16 protein-coding genes and 3 tRNA genes are annotated in these 16561 nt (G+C 62.0%); 14 read left to right on the forward strand and 5 right to left on the reverse strand.

Translation table 11 applies throughout. From position 1 onward, the window contains the following. Nucleotides 1-417 precede the first annotated feature (417 nt). From cadR to BVH03_RS10020, 3 genes are all read left to right on the forward strand, one after another. On the forward strand, nucleotides 418-864 hold the full coding sequence (gene cadR, locus BVH03_RS10010; RefSeq protein ID WP_075961022.1) for a Cd(II)/Pb(II)-responsive transcriptional regulator: 447 nt from the start codon (nucleotides 418-420) through the stop codon (nucleotides 862-864). Between the two features lie 110 nt (nucleotides 865-974). Continuing rightward, entirely contained in the window at nucleotides 975-1355 is a 381-nt protein-coding gene (locus BVH03_RS10015; protein ID WP_075961023.1) for a hypothetical protein, read from the forward strand. Nucleotides 1356-1452: 97 nt separating this feature from the next. After that, nucleotides 1453-1959 carry a plastocyanin/azurin family copper-binding protein gene (locus tag BVH03_RS10020; protein WP_075961024.1) on the forward strand — a complete coding sequence of 169 codons (507 nt, stop codon included), beginning with the start codon at nucleotides 1453-1455 and terminating at the stop codon, nucleotides 1957-1959. A 146-nt stretch (nucleotides 1960-2105) separates the two neighbouring features. Here BVH03_RS10020 and BVH03_RS10025 read toward each other — a convergent pair whose 3' ends face one another. Next, the gene (locus BVH03_RS10025) at nucleotides 2106-2474 is read right to left on the reverse strand and encodes a glutaredoxin (protein WP_075961025.1); all 369 of its coding nucleotides are present in this window, start codon (nucleotides 2472-2474) and stop codon (nucleotides 2106-2108) included. A gap of 114 nt (nucleotides 2475-2588) precedes the next feature. Between BVH03_RS10025 and BVH03_RS10030 the strand changes: the two genes are divergently transcribed. Continuing rightward, complete coding sequence (locus BVH03_RS10030; protein ID WP_075961026.1) at nucleotides 2589-2822, forward strand: DUF3820 family protein; 234 nt, start codon at nucleotides 2589-2591, stop codon at nucleotides 2820-2822. On the opposite strand, the gene BVH03_RS10035 is transcribed toward BVH03_RS10030, so the two are convergent. Continuing rightward, the gene (locus BVH03_RS10035; protein WP_075961027.1) at nucleotides 2823-3686 is read right to left on the reverse strand and encodes a universal stress protein; all 864 of its coding nucleotides are present in this window, start codon (nucleotides 3684-3686) and stop codon (nucleotides 2823-2825) included. It abuts the gene before it with no gap. A gap of 197 nt (nucleotides 3687-3883) precedes the next feature. On the opposite strand from BVH03_RS10035, the gene BVH03_RS10040 reads away from it, so the two are divergent. After that, nucleotides 3884-4555, forward strand: coding sequence for a tRNA-(ms[2]io[6]A)-hydroxylase (locus BVH03_RS10040; RefSeq protein ID WP_256574669.1), 672 nt, complete (start codon nucleotides 3884-3886; stop codon nucleotides 4553-4555). Between the two features lie 61 nt (nucleotides 4556-4616). Here BVH03_RS10040 and lpxH read toward each other — a convergent pair whose 3' ends face one another. Both lpxH and BVH03_RS10050 read right to left on the reverse strand, forming a co-directional pair. Next, complete coding sequence (gene lpxH, locus BVH03_RS10045) at nucleotides 4617-5339, reverse strand: UDP-2,3-diacylglucosamine diphosphatase (protein WP_075961028.1); 723 nt, start codon at nucleotides 5337-5339, stop codon at nucleotides 4617-4619. Continuing rightward, nucleotides 5336-5830 (reverse strand): peptidylprolyl isomerase, encoded by a 495-nt coding sequence (locus tag BVH03_RS10050; protein WP_075961029.1) that lies wholly within the window; start codon nucleotides 5828-5830, stop codon nucleotides 5336-5338. Before BVH03_RS10050 ends, lpxH begins: the two co-directional genes overlap by 4 nt. A 179-nt stretch (nucleotides 5831-6009) precedes the next feature. Here BVH03_RS10050 and BVH03_RS10055 point away from each other — a divergent pair, with 179 nt between their 5' ends. From BVH03_RS10055 to BVH03_RS10065, 3 genes are all read left to right on the forward strand, one after another. Continuing rightward, nucleotides 6010-7674 (forward strand): glutamine--tRNA ligase/YqeY domain fusion protein, encoded by a 1665-nt coding sequence (locus BVH03_RS10055; protein ID WP_075961030.1) that lies wholly within the window; start codon nucleotides 6010-6012, stop codon nucleotides 7672-7674. Between the two features lie 148 nt (nucleotides 7675-7822). After that, nucleotides 7823-9205 (forward strand): cysteine--tRNA ligase, encoded by a 1383-nt coding sequence (gene cysS / locus BVH03_RS10060; RefSeq protein WP_075961031.1) that lies wholly within the window; start codon nucleotides 7823-7825, stop codon nucleotides 9203-9205. Nucleotides 9206-9283: 78 nt separating this feature from the next. Further along, nucleotides 9284-11209, forward strand: a complete 1926-nt coding sequence (locus BVH03_RS10065) for a DEAD/DEAH box helicase (protein ID WP_075961032.1) — start codon at nucleotides 9284-9286, stop codon at nucleotides 11207-11209. 208 nt (nucleotides 11210-11417) lie between these two features. Here BVH03_RS10065 and folD read toward each other — a convergent pair whose 3' ends face one another. Continuing rightward, complete coding sequence (gene folD / locus BVH03_RS10070) at nucleotides 11418-12272, reverse strand: bifunctional methylenetetrahydrofolate dehydrogenase/methenyltetrahydrofolate cyclohydrolase FolD (RefSeq protein ID WP_075961033.1); 855 nt, start codon at nucleotides 12270-12272, stop codon at nucleotides 11418-11420. A 267-nt stretch (nucleotides 12273-12539) separates the two neighbouring features. Between folD and BVH03_RS10075 the strand changes: the two genes are divergently transcribed. From BVH03_RS10075 to clpX, 6 genes are all read left to right on the forward strand, one after another. Continuing rightward, a tRNA-Arg gene (locus BVH03_RS10075) sits at nucleotides 12540-12616 on the forward strand. Between the two features lie 41 nt (nucleotides 12617-12657). After that, a tRNA-His gene (locus BVH03_RS10080) sits at nucleotides 12658-12733 on the forward strand. A 61-nt stretch (nucleotides 12734-12794) separates the two neighbouring features. Continuing rightward, nucleotides 12795-12879: transfer RNA gene (locus BVH03_RS10085), tRNA-Leu, on the forward strand. Nucleotides 12880-13004: 125 nt separating this feature from the next. Beyond that, a complete protein-coding gene (gene tig, locus BVH03_RS10090) occupies nucleotides 13005-14315 on the forward strand; it encodes a trigger factor (protein ID WP_075961034.1) in 1311 nt (436 codons plus the stop codon). A gap of 94 nt (nucleotides 14316-14409) precedes the next feature. Beyond that, nucleotides 14410-15051, forward strand: coding sequence for an ATP-dependent Clp endopeptidase proteolytic subunit ClpP (gene clpP, locus BVH03_RS10095; protein WP_070887516.1), 642 nt, complete (start codon nucleotides 14410-14412; stop codon nucleotides 15049-15051). Nucleotides 15052-15160: 109 nt separating this feature from the next. Further along, on the forward strand, nucleotides 15161-16441 hold the full coding sequence (gene clpX / locus BVH03_RS10100; protein WP_075961035.1) for an ATP-dependent Clp protease ATP-binding subunit ClpX: 1281 nt from the start codon (nucleotides 15161-15163) through the stop codon (nucleotides 16439-16441). Nucleotides 16442-16561 lie beyond the last annotated feature (120 nt).

The raw sequence follows: 16561 nt of genomic DNA on the forward strand, positions 1-16561 counted from the left end.
CCCAGGCTGGCGATCGCCGCGATCACCTGCGGCGCAGCCCCGGCCTGATGCTCGACCACAAGGCTGCGGTCGAGCAGGTTGAACTGCAGGCCGTGCACCTCAGGCATCGGCTGCAGCTTGCCGCGGATCAGGCTTTCCTCGGTCGGGCAGCACATCTGCTCGATGCGCAGGGCGCTGCTTTCAGTGGCGAGAGCCGCCTGGCTGCCGGCTGGCTCGCTGATCCCCGCGACCAACGGGCTGCCCGGTGTGCAGCACGCAGGCGTCGTGTCGCTCGCGCAGCAGGTCTCCTGAGGGCGTGCGGGTTTCGGGGCATGGTCATGATCACAGCAGTTCGACATGGGGGCTCTCCCAACTATCCTGTTGCAGAGTGAACACCCTGTAGCCACTATAGGGTCAAGCACTGGGAGAAAGGTGATCATGAAAATTGGCGAATTAGCGACGGTAACTGGCTGCCAGGTAGAAACCATCCGCTACTACGAGCGCGAAGGATTGCTGCCCGCGCCCCAGCGTAGCGAAGGTAATTACCGCCTTTACCTGCAGGAGCACGTCGAGCGGCTGACCTTCATCCGCAACTGCCGCACCCTGGACATGACGCTCGACGAGATCCGCGAATTGCTCAGCCTGCGCGGTCGGCCGGCAGAAAACTGCGAAGCCATCAACAGCCTGATCGACGAGCATATCGAGCACGTCAACGCGCGAATCGCCAGCCTGCAGTCGCTGCAGGAGCAACTGGTCGAACTGCGCAACAGCTGTCTGGCGGATCAGCAATCATCGCCGTGCGAGATCATCCGGCAACTCAGTACCAGCGATACGCTGCACGCCGAGAAGGATGTTTCTCATGTCGGCCGGGCGCATCGGCACTAGCAGTGCTCTTGAAGAACTTGCCTCACCTACGTTTTTCAACGACCTGTTAGTCGCGCGGCTGCAAGTTGGGCATAATCGGGCTCTGTCTGTCATTGCCTGCCCGGTATCCGATGTCTTGCCGCCCGCTTCGCATCCTGCTGCTCTGTCTGCTGGCGCTGGCCTTGCCCGCCCAGGGCATCGCCGCGGCCGGCATGCAGGCGGGCATGGCGCTTTCGATCGGCGGCCACGGTCATGCCATGCATCTCTCGGGTGATGCGCATTCGTGCGAGGCGGATTGTGCTCATCATCATCAGCAGCCCGCCAAGCAGAAGGCGCCCGGGCACGCGGCCTGCAGCCTTTGCGTGTTCTGCGTCGGCGTGGTCGCCTTGAGCCCTGGGGTGCTCTCGGCCACGCAGTTGCCGCTGGATCGACCGCAGGCTGCCTGGCATCGACATTTCCTCGAGCACATTGCCGACACCCCGGATCGGCCCCCTCGCGCCTTCATCGGCTGAATCATTTCCGCGAAACGACACCTGGCGGCAGTAAAGGCCCGCCAGATGACCCGCGTGCTGTCGTGCACGCCGATGATGAGTCAACGAGGCAAACAAGATGCGTAAAACCACAACCCTTATCAGCAGCCTGGCGCTTGCCGCGCTGCTCCAGGCGCCAGTGCTCGACGCTGCCGAGCATGAGCATGCTGGCGGCCATGGTGCCGGCCACGCTACCCAAGACGCCGAACAGAAACCCTGGGGCATTCCTGGTGATGCCGCCGAAGCGACGCGCACGGTGCATATCCGCATGAACGACCAGATGCGCTTCGTGCCGGATCGGCTGGAGGTCAAGGCCGGTGAGACGGTGCGGCTGGTGCTGCACAACGATGGGCAATTGCTGCACGAGTTCGTGCTGGGTGACAAGGCGCAACTGGACGAGCACGCTGCCATGATGTTGCAGCAGCCGAACATGGCGCATACCGGCATGGACATGCTGCACGTGCAGTCGGGCGAGGAGGGCGAAGTGACCTGGACGTTCGACCGGGCGGGCACCTTCGACTTCGCTTGCCTGATCGCCGGGCATTACCAGGCCGGCATGGTCGGCAAGGTCGCGGTAACGCAGTAAGAGCGAGGCGCAGCCGGCGGTTTGCGGCTGCGCCTTTGCGGGTTTGATCGCTAGCCTGTCACTGAGCGCAGCGATGTGCAGGGAGCGTTCGCGAGGCTGCAGAATTGCTCCCGGGTTTCGCTTCGCTCTACGCCGGGCTACAGGCGTTACGCTGCGAAGCGCTGTTCCAGATAGGCTGCAATGGCCTTGGATTCGTACAGCCAGGTGCTCTGGCCGTTTTCTTCGATGCGCAAGCAAGGCACCTGGATCTTGCCGCCCTGACTTTCCAGCTCGCTACGGGCCGCGGCATCGTTCTTGGCATCGCGCAGCGCCACGGGCACGTTGAGCGCGTGCAGCTTGCGGCGGATCTTCACGCAGAATGGGCAGGCCTTGAACTGATACAGCGCCAGGTTGCCGGCGTCCTGTTCGACCGCAGCCTGCGCTTCGGGCGCACGCTTCATCTTGGCCGGTCGGGTAGCGAGGTCGCCGAGAACGATCAGTTGGCCGAGGCCCAGGCGCAGTGCCTTGATAATCATGATGAGTACCTGCAAGTGTGAACGGCGCGCAGCTTACCTCAGTTGAACTGCCGGCCCAACCGGCTAGCGCTTGCGGCATAATGTTGCGCCCAGCTGATCCTCACGGCCGATGCGATGAAACCCGAAGACCTGAAATTGTTGGTGAGCCGCGAGATGCCTTTTGGCAAGTACAAGGGGCGGCTGATCGCCGACCTGCCGGGCCACTACCTCAACTGGTTCGCCCGTGAGGGTTTTCCGAAAGGCGAGATCGGCCAATTGCTGGCCTTGATGCAGGAGATCGACCACAACGGCCTGTCGGCGCTGCTCGACCCCCTGCGCAGCAAGCCTCGCCATCCACCGCGCGGCTGATCAGCCTTCGCCGAGGCGCTGCTCGAGGTGCTCGACGATGCTGTCGGGCTTTAGCACCAGCACGTCGCTCTCCAGTGTGTCGAGAATCACCTCGGCGGTGTTGCCGATCAGCGCGCCGCTGAAACCGGTGCGTGCTACCGTGCCGATCACCGTCACGGCCGCGTGCAGCTCGTGGGCGAGCTGTGGGATCAGCACATCGGCCGGGCCCTCGGCGATATGCAGGTGCTGGTCATCGATATCGTAGGCGTTCTGAAACGCCTGGCATTCCTGGCGATAGCGCTCCTGCTCGGTATCGCGCAACTGAAAGGTCGGGTCCGCGGCGGTCAGCATGGGCGATGGATGGGCGCTGAGCACGTGCAACTCGGCCTTGGCCAGCTTGGCGATGTCGTAGCCATGATCGACGATCAGGGTGTGCAACGCGCGGTGCTCGCCGTCGATGTTGCCCACGTCGACCGCCGCCAACACAGTGCCGCCGCTCCAGGGCGTCAGGGTTTTCACCAGTAGCACCGGGCAGGGGCAATAGCGCAGCAGCTTCCAGTCATCGGGCGTCAGCAGCGCTTTCTTGAGGGGATTGTCAGGGCGATGCTGCTTGATCACCAGGCCACAACCTTCGGTCTGCTGGGCATGGGCGATGGTGTCGTGCAGGCTGCCGCGCCAGGCCTGCTGGGCGCTGACACTGTAACCATCCTGCTGCACCGCATTGCATAGCTGACGCAGATGCCCGCTGTGATCCACCGACTCGTCGCAGATCAGCAGATGCAAGTGGGATTGCGTGACCCCGGCGATCAGTTTGCCGCGCTTGAGCGCCAGGGTGTCGGCGTGTTCGGGCTCGATGACCACGAGAATGCTGCGGATGGCTTGCATGGCGTGTTCCTCTGCGTGCGGCGGTGGTTATCAATATAGAGGGTGCTTTCGCAGCAAGTTCTTGATCGGTATCAAACCCGGTGGCTGGTGGTTGCCGTCGGCGGCCTTATAATAGCCGGCTCGATGCCTGGCGCTGCCTGTGCCGCCTCCTGGTGGGCAGGCGTTTCGGGCTTTTCTCCTTTCGTTGCTCATGGGCCATGCACGTGTCATCTCCCGTCACAGTTTCAGATCAGTCACCCGCTACCGGCCGCCGTAGTGCCACGCCGAGCCTGCCGGAAATCCATGAGTTTCTCGGCTGCCGCACGCCCCAGGCCTGGGTCGAAGCCGCGCTGGCCAATCAGGACATCATGCTGATCGACCACAAGAACTGCGAATTCAAGGCGGCCAGTACGGCGCTTAGCCTGATGGCCAAGTACAGCTGCCATGTCGATCTGATCAACATGATGTCGCGCCTGGCCCGCGAGGAGCTGGTGCACCACGAGCAGGTGCTGCGCATCATGAAGCGCCGCAAGATCGGCCTGCGTCCGGTATCCGCGGCGCGCTACGCCTCGGGGCTGCGCAAGGTGACGCGTAATCATGAGCCCTACAAGCTGGTCGATACCCTGGTGGTCGGCGCCTTCATCGAGGCGCGTAGCTGCGAGCGCTTCGAGGCGGTCGTGCCGCACCTGGACGAAGAACTGGGCAAGTTCTATTACGGCTTGCTGAAGAGCGAGGCCCGGCATTTTCAGGGCTACCTGAAGCTGGCCTATCAGTATGGCGATGCCGCCGACGTCGAACAGGTGATTGAGCGGGTGAGGGCGGTGGAACAGGAACTGATCGAGTCGCCCGACAGCGAGTTTCGCTTCCACAGCGGCGTTCCGCAGGCGTAGGCGGGATTCATCGCAGAAAATCCCGGGTATCGCGTCGCTCAACGCCGGGCTACCTTTGATCTCAGTCCAGAGCGAAAGGGCTCTGGTTGAAGCCGTTCTCGTCGATCTGCAGCGCCCAGCCCTGCTTGTCCCAGTCGCCGAGCACGATGCGCCTGGCCGGCTGACCATCGACCTGAAGCTCATGCACGGCAGGGCGGTGGGTATGACCGTGGATCAGCGTCTTCACGCCGTATTGCGCCATCACCCGCTGCACTTGCTCGGGCGTGACGTCGACGATGTCGCTGGCCTTCATGCGTGTCTGCGAGCGGCTTTCCGAACGCAGCTTGCGCGCCAGCTTGTGGCGGGTGTTGAGCGGCAGGTTGCGCAGGATGAACAAGCTCAGGGGGTTGCGCAGCAGGCGGCGCATCTTCTGGTAGCCCACATCCAGGGTGCACAGGCTGTCGCCATGCATCAGCAGGGCCTTTTCGCCATTCAGGTTCAGCACATGGGGATCGCCGAGCAGGGTGCAGCCCGCCTCGCGGCAGAATGCCTTGCCGAGCAGAAAGTCGCGATTGCCGTGCATCAGGTAGAGGCGCGTGCCGCTGTCGCTAAGGCGCCGCAACGCCTCGGCGATGCCTTGCTGGAACGGCGTCATGGCATCGTCGCCGATCCACACTTCGAAAAAGTCGCCGAGGATGTACAGCGCCTCGGCCTGGCGCGCCCGGGTGTCGAGAAAATGCAAGAACGCCCGGGAAATGTCCGGGCGCTCCTCTTCAAGATGCAGGTCGGAGATCAGCAGAATCACTCGGCGATCTCGGCCTTCTCGATGATCACGTCGTCAGCCGGAACGTCCTGATGGCCGGACTTCATGGTGGTGGACACGCCCTTGATGGCTTCGACCACGTCCAGGCCTTCGACCACTTCACCGAACACCGCGTAGCCCCAGCCCTGTACGGTCGGAGCGCTGTGGTCGAGGAAGGTGTTGTCGGCAACGTTGATGAAGAACTGCGCGCTGGCCGAGTGCGGTTCCATGGTACGGGCCATGGCCACGGTGCCGGTCTTGTTGGAGAGGCCGTTGTTGGCTTCGTTCTTGATCGGCGAGCGAGTCGGCTTCTGCTTCATGCCCGGCTCGAAACCGCCGCCCTGAATCATGAAGTTGCCGATCACGCGGTGGAACACGGTGCCGTCGTAGTGGCCGCTCTTCACGTATTCCTTGAAGTTGGCGACGGTTTCCGGTGCCTTGTCTTCGAACAGCTTGAGGGTGATGACGCCGTGATTGGTGTGCAGCTTGATCATGTGTTTAATCGCTCTGTCGAGAAAAACGCGGGCCGCTCCAGGCTGACCGGGGCATTAATGCTGCCCGAAGGTCAGTGAGCAGGCACCAAGGCCTGTCAGGGGGTTGACAGCTTGGGCTATGATAAGCGCTTTGTTTTAGTCGGCCTACCCTGTGCCGCAATCCACGCGCTAAGGACACCATGAGCAAGCCCACCGTCGAAAAAGCCGCCAATTTCCTGCTGCCCATCGTTCAGGCCGACCTGGACGCCGGCAAGCACGCCAAGATCATCACCCGTTTTCCGCCGGAGCCCAACGGCTACCTGCACATCGGCCACGCCAAGTCGATCTGCCTGAACTTCGGCCTGGCCCAGGAATTCGGTGGCGCGTGCAACCTGCGTTTCGACGACACCAACCCGGCCAAGGAAGACCAGGAATACATTGACGCCATCAAGGACGACGTCCGCTGGCTGGGCTTCGAGTGGGCCGGTGAGGAGCGCTACGCGTCCAACTACTTCGACCAGTTGCACGACTGGGCCGTCGAGCTGATCAAGGCCGGCAAGGCCTATGTCGACGACCTGACCCCGGACGAGGCGCGCGAATACCGCGGCACCCTGAACACCCCCGGCAAGGACAGCCCGTACCGCGAGCGCAGCGTGGAAGAGAACCTCGACCTGTTCGCCCGCATGAAGGCCGGCGAGTTCCCGGACGGCGCCCGTTCGCTGCGCGCCAAGATCGACATGGCCTCGCGCAACATGAACCTGCGCGATCCGATCCTCTATCGCATTCGCCATGCCCACCATCACCAGACCGGTGACAAGTGGTGCATCTACCCGAGCTACGACTTCACCCATGGCCAGTCCGATGCCATCGAAGGCGTGACCCACTCGATCTGCACCCTGGAGTTCGAGGATCACCGCCCGCTGTACGAATGGCTCCTGGTCAACCTGCCGGTGCCGGCGCAGCCGCGTCAGTACGAATTCGCCCGGCTGAACCTGAACTACACCATCACCAGCAAGCGCAAGCTCAAGCAGCTGGTCGACGAGAAGCACGTCAACGGCTGGGACGACCCGCGCATGTCGACGCTCTCGGGCTACCGCCGCCGCGGCTATACGCCGGCATCGATCCGCACCTTCTGCGACATGATCGGCGTCAACCGCGCCGGCGGCCTGGTGGATATCGGCATGCTGGAATTCGCCATCCGCGAAGACCTGGATGCCAACGCCTCGCGCGCCATGTGCGTGCTCAAACCGCTCAAGGTGGTGATCAGCAACTACCCGCAAGGCCAGGTCGAGAACCTCGAGCTGCCGCGCCATCCCAAGCAGGACATGGGCACCCGCGTGCTGCCGTTCTCCCGTGAGATCTACATCGACGCCAGCGACTTCGAAGAAACTCCGCCGGACGGCTACAAGCGCCTGATCCCTGGTGGTGAAGTGCGCCTGCGCGGCAGTTACGTGATCCGCGCCGACGAAGCCATCAAGGACGCAGCCGGCAACATCGTCGAACTGCGCTGCTCCTACGACGAGAACACCCTGGGCAAGAACCCGGAAAGCCGCAAGGTCAAGGGCGTGATCCACTGGGTGCCGGCCGCCGAGAGCGTCGAATGCGAAGTGCGCCTGTACGATCGGCTGTTCCGCTCGGCCAACCCTGAGAAGGCCGAAGAGGGCGGTAGCTTCCTCGACAACATCAACCCGGATTCGCTGGTGGTGCTCAGCGGCTGCCGCGCCGAGCCGTCGCTGGCCAAGGCCGCCGCTGACGACCGTTTCCAGTTCGAGCGTGAGGGCTACTTCTGTCTCGACAAGGATTCCACCGCCGATGCGCTGGTGTTCAACCGGACCGTCACGCTGCGCGACTCGTGGGGGCAATAACGACTGTCAAATTGCTGCGCTCGATCAGGCTACGTTGGAGCGTGGATCGGACTGCTCATGTACTTGAGTACACTCCGCGTCCTCACCTCGCTCCGCCTTGCCTGATCTTCGCTCGCTGCTTTGAAAGCCGTTCTTGAGGAATTTTAAGATGCTGTCAATCTACAACACGCTCAGCAAGGTCAAGGAACCCTTCAAGCCGCTTGAAGGCAACAGCGTGCGCATGTACGTGTGCGGCATGACCGTGTACGACTTCTGCCACATCGGCCACGCCCGGGTGATGGTCGCCTTCGACGTGGTCACTCGCTGGCTGCGCCATCGCGGCTATGACGTGACCTACGTGCGCAACATCACCGACATCGACGACAAGATCATCAAACGCGCCAATGAGAACGGTGAACCGTTCGAGGCGCTGGTCGAGCGCATGATCGCGGCGATGCACGAGGATGAAGGTCGCCTGAACGTGCTGCGCCCGGATATCGAGCCGCGCGCCACCGGGCACATCGCCGGCATGCACCAGATGATCCAGACCCTGATCGACAAGGGCTATGCCTACGCGCCGGGCAATGGCGACGTGTATTACCGCGTCACCAAGTTCGAAACCTACGGCAAGCTGTCGCGTCGCAAGATCGACGAACTGAAGATCGGTGCGCGCATCGAGGTCGACGAAGTCAAGGAAGACCCGCTGGACTTCGTGCTGTGGAAAGCCGCCAAACCGGGCGAGCCGAGCTGGGCGTCGCCGTGGGGCAAGGGCCGGCCGGGTTGGCACATCGAGTGCTCGGTGATGTCCACCTGCTGCCTCGGCGAGACCTTCGACATTCACGGCGGCGGCCCGGACCTGGTGTTCCCGCACCATGAGAACGAAATCGCCCAGAGCGAGGCGGCTACCGGCAAGCAGTACGCCAATGCCTGGATGCACGCCGGTGCGGTGCGCGTGGACGGCGAGAAAATGTCCAAGAGCCTGGGCAACTTCTTCACCATCCGCGAGGTGCTGGAGAAGTACCACCCCGAAGTGGTGCGCTACCTGCTGGTGTCCAGCCACTACCGCAGCCCGATCAACTATTCGGAAGAGAGCCTGCGCGAAGCCAAGGGCGCCCTGGAGCGTTTCTACAATGGCCTCAAGGGTCTGCCGCAGGCTCAGCCTGCCGGTGGCGAGGCCTTCGTCGAGCGCTTCAACGCGGCGATGGACGACGACTTCAACTCGCCCGAAGCCTGCGCCGTGCTGTTCGAGATGATTCGCGAGGTCAATCGCCTGCGCGAGTCGGACGTACAGGCGGCTGCCGGCCTGGCGGCGCAGCTCAAAGCGTTGGCTGGTCTACTCGGTGTGTTGCAGTTGGAGCCGGATGCTTTCCTCAAGGCCGGCGCCGAAGGCAAGGTCGACGCCGCCGAGGTCGAGGCGCTGATCGCCGCGCGCCTGCAGGCCCGTGCCGACAAGAACTGGGCGGAAAGCGATCGCATCCGCGATCAGATCACTGCGCTCGGCGTGGTGCTCGAAGACGGCAAGGGTGGTACCACCTGGCGCCTCGCCGAGTAATCGCCCGCTGCATCCAAAAGGCCGCTAACGCGGCCTTTTCATTTCCAGACGCCAACATCGCAACGCCACGGAAAACCCATGCTGACCCGCTACAAACTGCTGCTCTCCAGTGCCTTGACTCGCTATTTTCCGCGGACCGCCGCCTACCTCGAAGCCGAGAAGCAGGCTGCTGCCGAGCGCGCAAAGGTCGCGGCCAAGAAACCGCTGGCGCAGAAGAAGAGCGCAGCAACAAAGCGCGGTGCCAAGCGGGTGAGCGCTGACAAAGCCAAGGGGGAGCCGGCAACAAAAAAGCCGGTAAGGCGCGCTAGCGCCGGCATCTACTCGGCAGCGGCAATCAAGGTGAGCGCAGCCCAGGAGCAGGCAATGCGCGAGACCGTGGCGCGGGCCGTCGCGGCGGGCGTCATCGGCGCGCCGTCCGACGAGCAGTGGGCGATGATTCTCTGTCGCCAACCACTGACCCGCATCTTCGCCGGAGCGGGTTCGGGCAAGTCGACCACCCTGGTGCTGCGCGTGGTGTTCATGCTCTGTCACCTGAACGTCGAGCCTGAACGGTTGACGGTGATCTCCTTTACCAACGCCTCCTGCGCCGAACTGCGTGAGCGACTGGTGAGCGTGCTCGGCTTCTGGCAGTTCTCGGCGGATGTTGGTCCGTGCGTGCGTACCTTTCACTCGGCGATGAGCGTGCTGGCGCGCCAGGTTCTGGGCAATCCCACCTGGTTCGAGCAGTTGGGTGATAAACGCGCGTCGGCGAGCGAGCCGGACAACCCGTTGGGGGGCGGGCGCCTGGGGCCGGCACAAACACGCTTGCTCAAGGGTGCTTATCAGGCCTGTTATGCCGATGACCCGGCCTTTCGTGGCTGGGTTCACGAGCTGCTCGGCTCCGCGCTGCCCGATCCGCAAAAGGCGCTGCCTAAAGCGCCCATGCAGCCGTTCAGGCTGGCGGGTGAGCTGCATGCTGCGCCGCTGTTCGAGGTGTTCTACACCCAGGCCGGTTTCATCGAGAGCATCGGCATTTCCATCGAGCGGATGACGGTAGCCGCGCTCTGCTGCTCGCCTGCCGAGCGAACCTTTCTCCTGGCTCTGCAGGCATTCTGCAAGGCCTTTGGCCAGCAGCTGAGCCAGCAGGGCCTGATGACCTTCAATGGTGCCTTCCAGCAGCTGACGCAGTTGCTCGATGAAGCCGACGGGCGCCTGGGTGCCGATGCGCTACAGGGCTTTTCCCATCTGCTGATCGATGAGTTCCAGGACATCTCGCCGCAGATCGTGCAATGGCTGCAAGCGCTGCACAGGCGCCTGGTCGGCACGGCCCGCGCGGTGAGCCTGATGGCCATCGGCGATGACTGGCAGTCGATCTATGGCTGGCGCGGCAGTTCTCCCGAGTTGTTCATGGCCTTCGATCGGCATTTTCCGAGCAAAAGCAAAGGCAAGAGTGCGGTGCTGATGCTGCAAGCCAACTATCGCTGCATCGAGCCGGTGATTCGCGACGCTGAATCCATGCTCGACGCCGTGGCCTTCAAGCAGGACAAGGTGACCACGCCGATCCGCCACACACCGGCGGGCGGCCATGGCGTGAAGTTGCTGGCGCCGTTCGACCTGGCCCGCGACATGGGTGAGCTGCAACGGACCATTGCAGCGCAATGCGACTATGCGCGTGATATCGGTTCCAAGGAGCGCACTGCGGTGCTCCTGCTCGGGCGACGCAACGACACCCTGAGGGACATTCAGGCCGGTTTCGACCGCCAGTTACCGGTAAAGGCCTATACCATCCACCGTGCCAAGGGGCTGCAGGCCGAGGTAGCGATCATCGTCGATGACTGTCTGCCGCCTACGCCTCATCCACTGCGTAATGCGCTGTACGCCTACAGTGGTTTCTTCGCCAACAGCTACGACCAGGCGATGGCAGACGAAAGCCTGCGCCTGGGCTATGTCGCCGTCACCCGAGGCGTCAGTCGGGTGCTGTGGTTCGTGCGCAAACCCCAGGGCGCCACGCGCTCGCTGGGCTGAAACGAAAACGGCGCCACCTCAGGCTGTGTGAAAAACGTAGCGAGCGAAGGTCAGGCAAGGCAAAAAGCGGCGAAAAAGCGCAGTTTACGAGCTGTAAATGAGCATTTTGATTGGACTCGCATCCGAGCCGGTTTTTAACGCTGCATGACCGAGCGCAGTAGTTTTCACACGGCCTGACCTGGGCGCCGTTCTTGCCGCAGGCAGCGCGTCAGGCGTGCAGGTGCTCTGCGGCGTGCAGGGTGTTTTCCAGCAGGCAGGCGCGGGTCATCGGGCCAACGCCGCCGGGTACAGGAGTGATCCAGCCAGCGCGGGGCAGGGCGGTCTCGTAGACCACGTCGCCGATCAGCTTGCCATCGGCCTGACGGTTGATGCCGACGTCGATGACGATCGCGCCTTCCCTGATCCACTCGCCCTTGACCAGGCCCGGCTTGCCGGCGGCGACCACGACGATATCGGCCTGAGCCACATGGCTGGCCAGGTCCTTGGTGAAGCGGTGAGTGACCGTCACGGTGCAGCCGCCCAGCAGCAGTTCCATGGCCATCGGGCGGCCGACGATGTTCGACGCACCCACCACCACGGCGTGCATGCCGTAGAGGTCCTGGCCGGTGCTGGCCAGCAGGGTCATGATGCCCTTCGGGGTGCAGGGGCGTAGCAGGGGCATGCGTTGCGCCAGGCGGCCGATGTTGTAGGGGTGAAAGCCGTCCACATCCTTGTCCGGGCGAATGCGCTCGAGCAGAAGCGAGGCGTCCAGGTGGGCCGGCAGAGGCAACTGAAGCAGGATGCCGTCGATGCTGGCGTCTTCGTTGAGCGAATCGATCAGGTCGCGCAATTCGTCCTGGCTGGTTTCGGCGTCCAGATCATAAGCGCGGGAGATGAAGCCGACTTCCTCGCAATCCTTGCGCTTGTGCGCGACATATACCTGAGAGGCGGGGTCGCTGCCGACCAGGATCACTGCCAGGCCGGGCGCGCGCAGCCCCTGCTCGCGTCGTTCGGCGACGCGCTGGGCGATCTGCTGGCGGATATTGGCGGCAATCGCTTTGCCATCTATCAGTTGTGCGGTCATTGCGCTTGGTTAACCATCGAAAGGGAGAAAAAAGGACGCGCATTCTCGCATGGCATTAAGGAAGGGCAAAGGCGGCAGAACGCAGATTTGGTGTAACTCCTTTATCTAACTGAATTTTTTTCGATTTGGGTGTTGACGCCTCAGGGGCGCCTCTATAAGATGCGCACCACTTGGCGAGCACAGCAAGTGACAGGGTAAAGTGGCAACGGCAGCAACGAAAGTAGCCGCTCTAGCCGAAGCTTGAAGTCTGCTCTGGTGGATGGATAAGTGCCCGTAGCTCAGCTGGATAGAGCATCCGCCTTCTAAGCGGATGGTCGCAGGTTCGAGTCCTGCCGGGTGCGCCACTAGGTGTGTCGGCACAAGTGAATAGCAGTAAAGCAATATGGTGGGCGTAGCTCAGTTGGTAGAGCACAGGATTGTGGCTCCTGGTGTCGAGGGTTCGATCCCCTTCGTCCACCCCATATTCTGAAAGCGCCAGGCCCTAAAAAGCCTGGCGTTTTTGTTTGTAAAAAGTATTACCACGCGGACGTGGTGGAATTGGTAGACACACTGGATTTAGGTTCCAGCGCCGCAAGGCGTGAGAGTTCGAGTCTCTCCGTCCGCACCATCTTTACGCCCCTCCCGTTTGCCACCTGCATCTAGGGTGACTTCTGCAACACCTCCCTCTAGAATGCATGCCCTTGAATGGGGCCGGTAAGCGGCCGGCATACGTCTGTGCAACGAGGAATATCCATGCAAGTTTCTGTTGAAAGCACTTCCGCTCTCGAGCGCCGCATGAGCATCACTGTGCCGGCCGAGCGCATCGAGACCCAGGTCAACAAGCGTCTGCAGCAGACTGCCCAGAAAGCCAAGATCCCTGGTTTCCGCCCCGGCAAGGTGCCGATGAGCGTGATTCGCCAGCGTTTCGAAGCCGACGCACGCCAGGAAGCGGTAGGCGACGTCATCCAGTCTTCCTTCTATGAGGCAGTGGCCGAACAGAAACTCGCCCCTGCCGGTCAGCCTTCGGTCGAGCCGAAAGTACTGGAGAAGGGCAAGGACCTGGAGTTCGTCGCCACCTTCGAAGTGTTCCCGGAAATCAAGGTCAGCGGCCTCGAAGGCATCGCCATCGAGCGTCAGCAGGCTGAAGTGGCCGACGCCGATGTCGACAACATGCTGGACATCCTGCGCAAGCAGAACACCCGTTTCGAAGCCGTAGAGCGTGCTGCCGAGAAAGACGACCAGCTGAACATCGACTTCGTCGGCAAGATCGACGGCGAGGCCTTCGCAGGCGGCTCTGCCACCGGTACTCAACTGGTGCTGGGCTCCGGGCGCATGATCCCGGGCTTCGAAGACGCCCTGGTCGGCGCCAAGGCCGGTGAAGAGCGCGTGATCAACCCGACCTTCCCCGAGGACTACCAGAACCTCGACCTGGCTGGCAAAACCGCTGAATTCACCGTCAAGGTCAACAGCGTTTCCGCCCCGCAACTGCCGGAGCTGAACGACGAGTTCTTCGCCCTGTTCGGTATCAAGGAAGGTGGTCTGGAAGGTTTCCGCGCCGAGGTTCGCAAGAACATGGAGCGCGAACTGCGCCAGGCCATCAAGTCCAAGGTCAAGAACCAGGTGATGGAAGGCCTGCTGGCCGCCAACCCGGTCGACGTGCCGAAGGCGCTGATTGCCAGCGAAGTGAACAACCTGCGCGTGCAGGCCGTTCAGCAGTTCGGTGGCAACATCAAGCCGGATCAACTGCCGGCCGAGCTGTTCGAAGAGCAAGCCAAGCGCCGTGTATCCCTTGGCCTCATCGTCGCCGAAGTGGTCAAGCAGTTCGAACTCAAGCCTGACGACGCCCGCGTACGTGAGCTGATCCAGGAAATGGCCTCGGCCTACCAGGAGCCTGAGCAGGTCGTGGCGTGGTACTACAAGAACGACCAGCAACTGAACGAAGTGCGTTCGGTTGTACTGGAAGAGCAAGTTGTAGATACTGTTTTGCAGAAGGCCAATGTGACTGACAAATCGGTCTCTTACGAAGAAGCAGTCAAGCCGGCAGAAGCTCCACAAGCCGCCTGATCTCTTCGCCTCGTTCGAGAACACCATAAGCCAGCCTCAGTGCTGGCTTATGCGTATTCGAGACATGACTTTTACTAGGGAGCGAATGCTGGAAATGTCGCACAATCCTTTCATGCAGCAAATGTCCGATATCCAGGCCGCTGGCGGTCTGGTTCCCATGGTCGTTGAGCAGTCCGCTCGTGGCGAGCGCGCCTACGACATCTATTCGCGCCTGCTCAAAGAGCGCGTGATCTTCCTGATCGGCCCGGTCGAAGACTACATGGCCAACCTGGTTGCCGCGCAGCTCCTGTTCCTCGAAGCCGAGAACCCGGACAAGGACATCCACCTGTACATCAACTCACCAGGCGGTTCGGTAACCGCTGGCATGTCGATCTACGACACCATGCAGTTCATCAAGCCGGACGTGTCGACCACCTGTATCGGTCAGGCGTGCAGCATGGGTGCGTTGCTGCTGGCTGGCGGCGCTGCGGGCAAGCGTTACTGCCTGCCGCATTCGCGCATGATGATCCACCAGCCGCTGGGTGGCTTCCAGGGCCAGGCTTCGGATATCGAAATCCATGCCAAGGAAATCCTGTTCATTCGCGAGCGCCTGAACCAGGTACTGGCCAACCACACTGGTCAGCCGATCGAAGTGATCGCCCGTGATACCGACCGTGACCGTTTCATGAGCGGTGAGGAAGCGGTCAACTACGGCCTGATCGACAAGGTACACAGCCGTCGCGAGCAAATCGGCTGAAGCATCACGCGCGCTGGCCGACGATAGTCGGTCAGCGGCACATCGGGCTTGAAAATGCCCCGGTTTGGCTCCATCTTGTGTTTTAAGCCTACGGTATTGGATTGATCGAATGACTGACACCCGCAACGGCGAGGACAACGGCAAGCTGCTCTATTGCTCCTTCTGCGGCAAAAGCCAGCATGAAGTGCGCAAATTGATTGCTGGCCCCTCGGTATTTATCTGCGACGAGTGCGTCGACCTGTGCAACGACATCATCCGCGAGGAGGTGCAGGAAGCCCAGGCCGAGAGCAGTGCGCACAAGCTGCCGGCTCCCCGGGAAATCAGCGCGATCCTCGATCAGTATGTGATCGGGCAGGAACGTGCCAAGAAGATCCTGGCGGTCGCGGTCTACAACCACTACAAGCGCCTCAACCAGCGCGAGAAGAAGGATGACGTCGAGCTCGGCAAGAGCAACATCCTGTTGCTCGGCCCGACCGGCTCGGGCAAGACGCTCCTGGCCGAAACCCTGGCGCGCCTGCTCAACGTTCCGTTCACCATCGCCGATGCGACCACCCTTACCGAGGCTGGCTACGTAGGTGAAGACGTCGAGAACATTATCCAGAAGCTGCTGCAGAAGTGCGATTACGATGTCGAGAAGGCCCAGATGGGCATCGTCTACATCGATGAGATCGACAAGATTTCCCGCAAATCCGACAACCCGTCGATCACCCGTGACGTGTCGGGCGAGGGCGTGCAGCAGGCGCTGCTGAAGCTGATCGAAGGCACCGTTGCCTCCGTTCCGCCCCAGGGTGGTCGCAAGCATCCGCAGCAGGAGTTCCTGCAGGTCGATACGCGCAATATCCTGTTCATCTGCGGTGGCGCGTTCGCGGGCATCGAGAAGGTGATTCAGGGCCGTTCGACCAAGGGCGGCATCGGCTTCAACGCCGAGGTGCGCACCAAGGACGTCGAGAAGAAGATCGGCGAGTCGTTGCGTGAAATCGAGCCGGACGATCTGGTCAAGTTCGGCCTGATTCCGGAGTTCGTGGGCCGTCTTCCGGTCATCGCTACCCTGGAAGAGCTCGACGAAGCGGCGCTGGTGCAGATCCTCACCGAGCCGAAGAATGCGCTGACCAAGCAGTACGGCAAGCTGTTCGAGATGGAAGGCGTGGACCTCGAGTTCCGTCCCGACGCGCTCAAGGCGGTTGCCCAGAAGGCGCTGGAGCGCAAAACCGGCGCACGCGGCCTGCGTTCGATTCTCGAGGGCGTGCTGCTCGACACCATGTACGACATTCCGTCGCAATCGGACGTCAGCAAGGTGGTCATCGATGAAAGCGTGATCGACGGCAGCTCCAAGCCGCTGTTGATCTACGAAAACAGCGAGCCGCCTGCCAAGGTGGCGCCTGACGCGTAACGCGTTCGTCATACGTTGTAAGTAAGGGGCCTGCGGGCCCCTTTGCTTTTACAGCCGGCAACGCTTGTTTTTTCGTGGGGCTGCCCCCATCTTAGGGCCAAGGGTAATCCCACCGTTTAC

Source organism: Pseudomonas sp. PA15(2017), from assembly GCF_001945395.1.
In the GTDB taxonomy this organism is placed as follows: domain Bacteria; phylum Pseudomonadota; class Gammaproteobacteria; order Pseudomonadales; family Pseudomonadaceae; genus Aquipseudomonas.

Coding starts and splice junctions, on each gene's coding strand:
- BVH03_RS10015 (WP_075961023.1), top strand. CDS start 975: ATGTCTTGCCGCCCGCTTCGCATCCTGCTGCTCTGTCTGCTGGCGCTG.
- clpX (WP_075961035.1), top strand. CDS start 15,161: ATGACTGACACCCGCAACGGCGAGGACAACGGCAAGCTGCTCTATTGC.
- BVH03_RS10065 (WP_075961032.1), top strand. CDS start 9,284: ATGCTGACCCGCTACAAACTGCTGCTCTCCAGTGCCTTGACTCGCTAT.
- cysS (WP_075961031.1), top strand. CDS start 7,823: ATGCTGTCAATCTACAACACGCTCAGCAAGGTCAAGGAACCCTTCAAG.
- BVH03_RS10020 (WP_075961024.1), top strand. CDS start 1,453: ATGCGTAAAACCACAACCCTTATCAGCAGCCTGGCGCTTGCCGCGCTG.
- BVH03_RS10055 (WP_075961030.1), top strand. CDS start 6,010: ATGAGCAAGCCCACCGTCGAAAAAGCCGCCAATTTCCTGCTGCCCATC.
- BVH03_RS10030 (WP_075961026.1), top strand. CDS start 2,589: ATGAAACCCGAAGACCTGAAATTGTTGGTGAGCCGCGAGATGCCTTTT.
- folD (WP_075961033.1), bottom strand. CDS start 12,272: ATGACCGCACAACTGATAGATGGCAAAGCGATTGCCGCCAATATCCGC.
- BVH03_RS10035 (WP_075961027.1), bottom strand. CDS start 3,686: ATGCAAGCCATCCGCAGCATTCTCGTGGTCATCGAGCCCGAACACGCC.
- clpP (WP_070887516.1), top strand. CDS start 14,410: ATGTCGCACAATCCTTTCATGCAGCAAATGTCCGATATCCAGGCCGCT.
- tig (WP_075961034.1), top strand. CDS start 13,005: ATGCAAGTTTCTGTTGAAAGCACTTCCGCTCTCGAGCGCCGCATGAGC.
- BVH03_RS10050 (WP_075961029.1), bottom strand. CDS start 5,830: ATGATCAAGCTGCACACCAATCACGGCGTCATCACCCTCAAGCTGTTC.
- BVH03_RS10040 (WP_256574669.1), top strand. CDS start 3,884: ATGCACGTGTCATCTCCCGTCACAGTTTCAGATCAGTCACCCGCTACC.
- BVH03_RS10025 (WP_075961025.1), bottom strand. CDS start 2,474: ATGATTATCAAGGCACTGCGCCTGGGCCTCGGCCAACTGATCGTTCTC.
- cadR (WP_075961022.1), top strand. CDS start 418: ATGAAAATTGGCGAATTAGCGACGGTAACTGGCTGCCAGGTAGAAACC.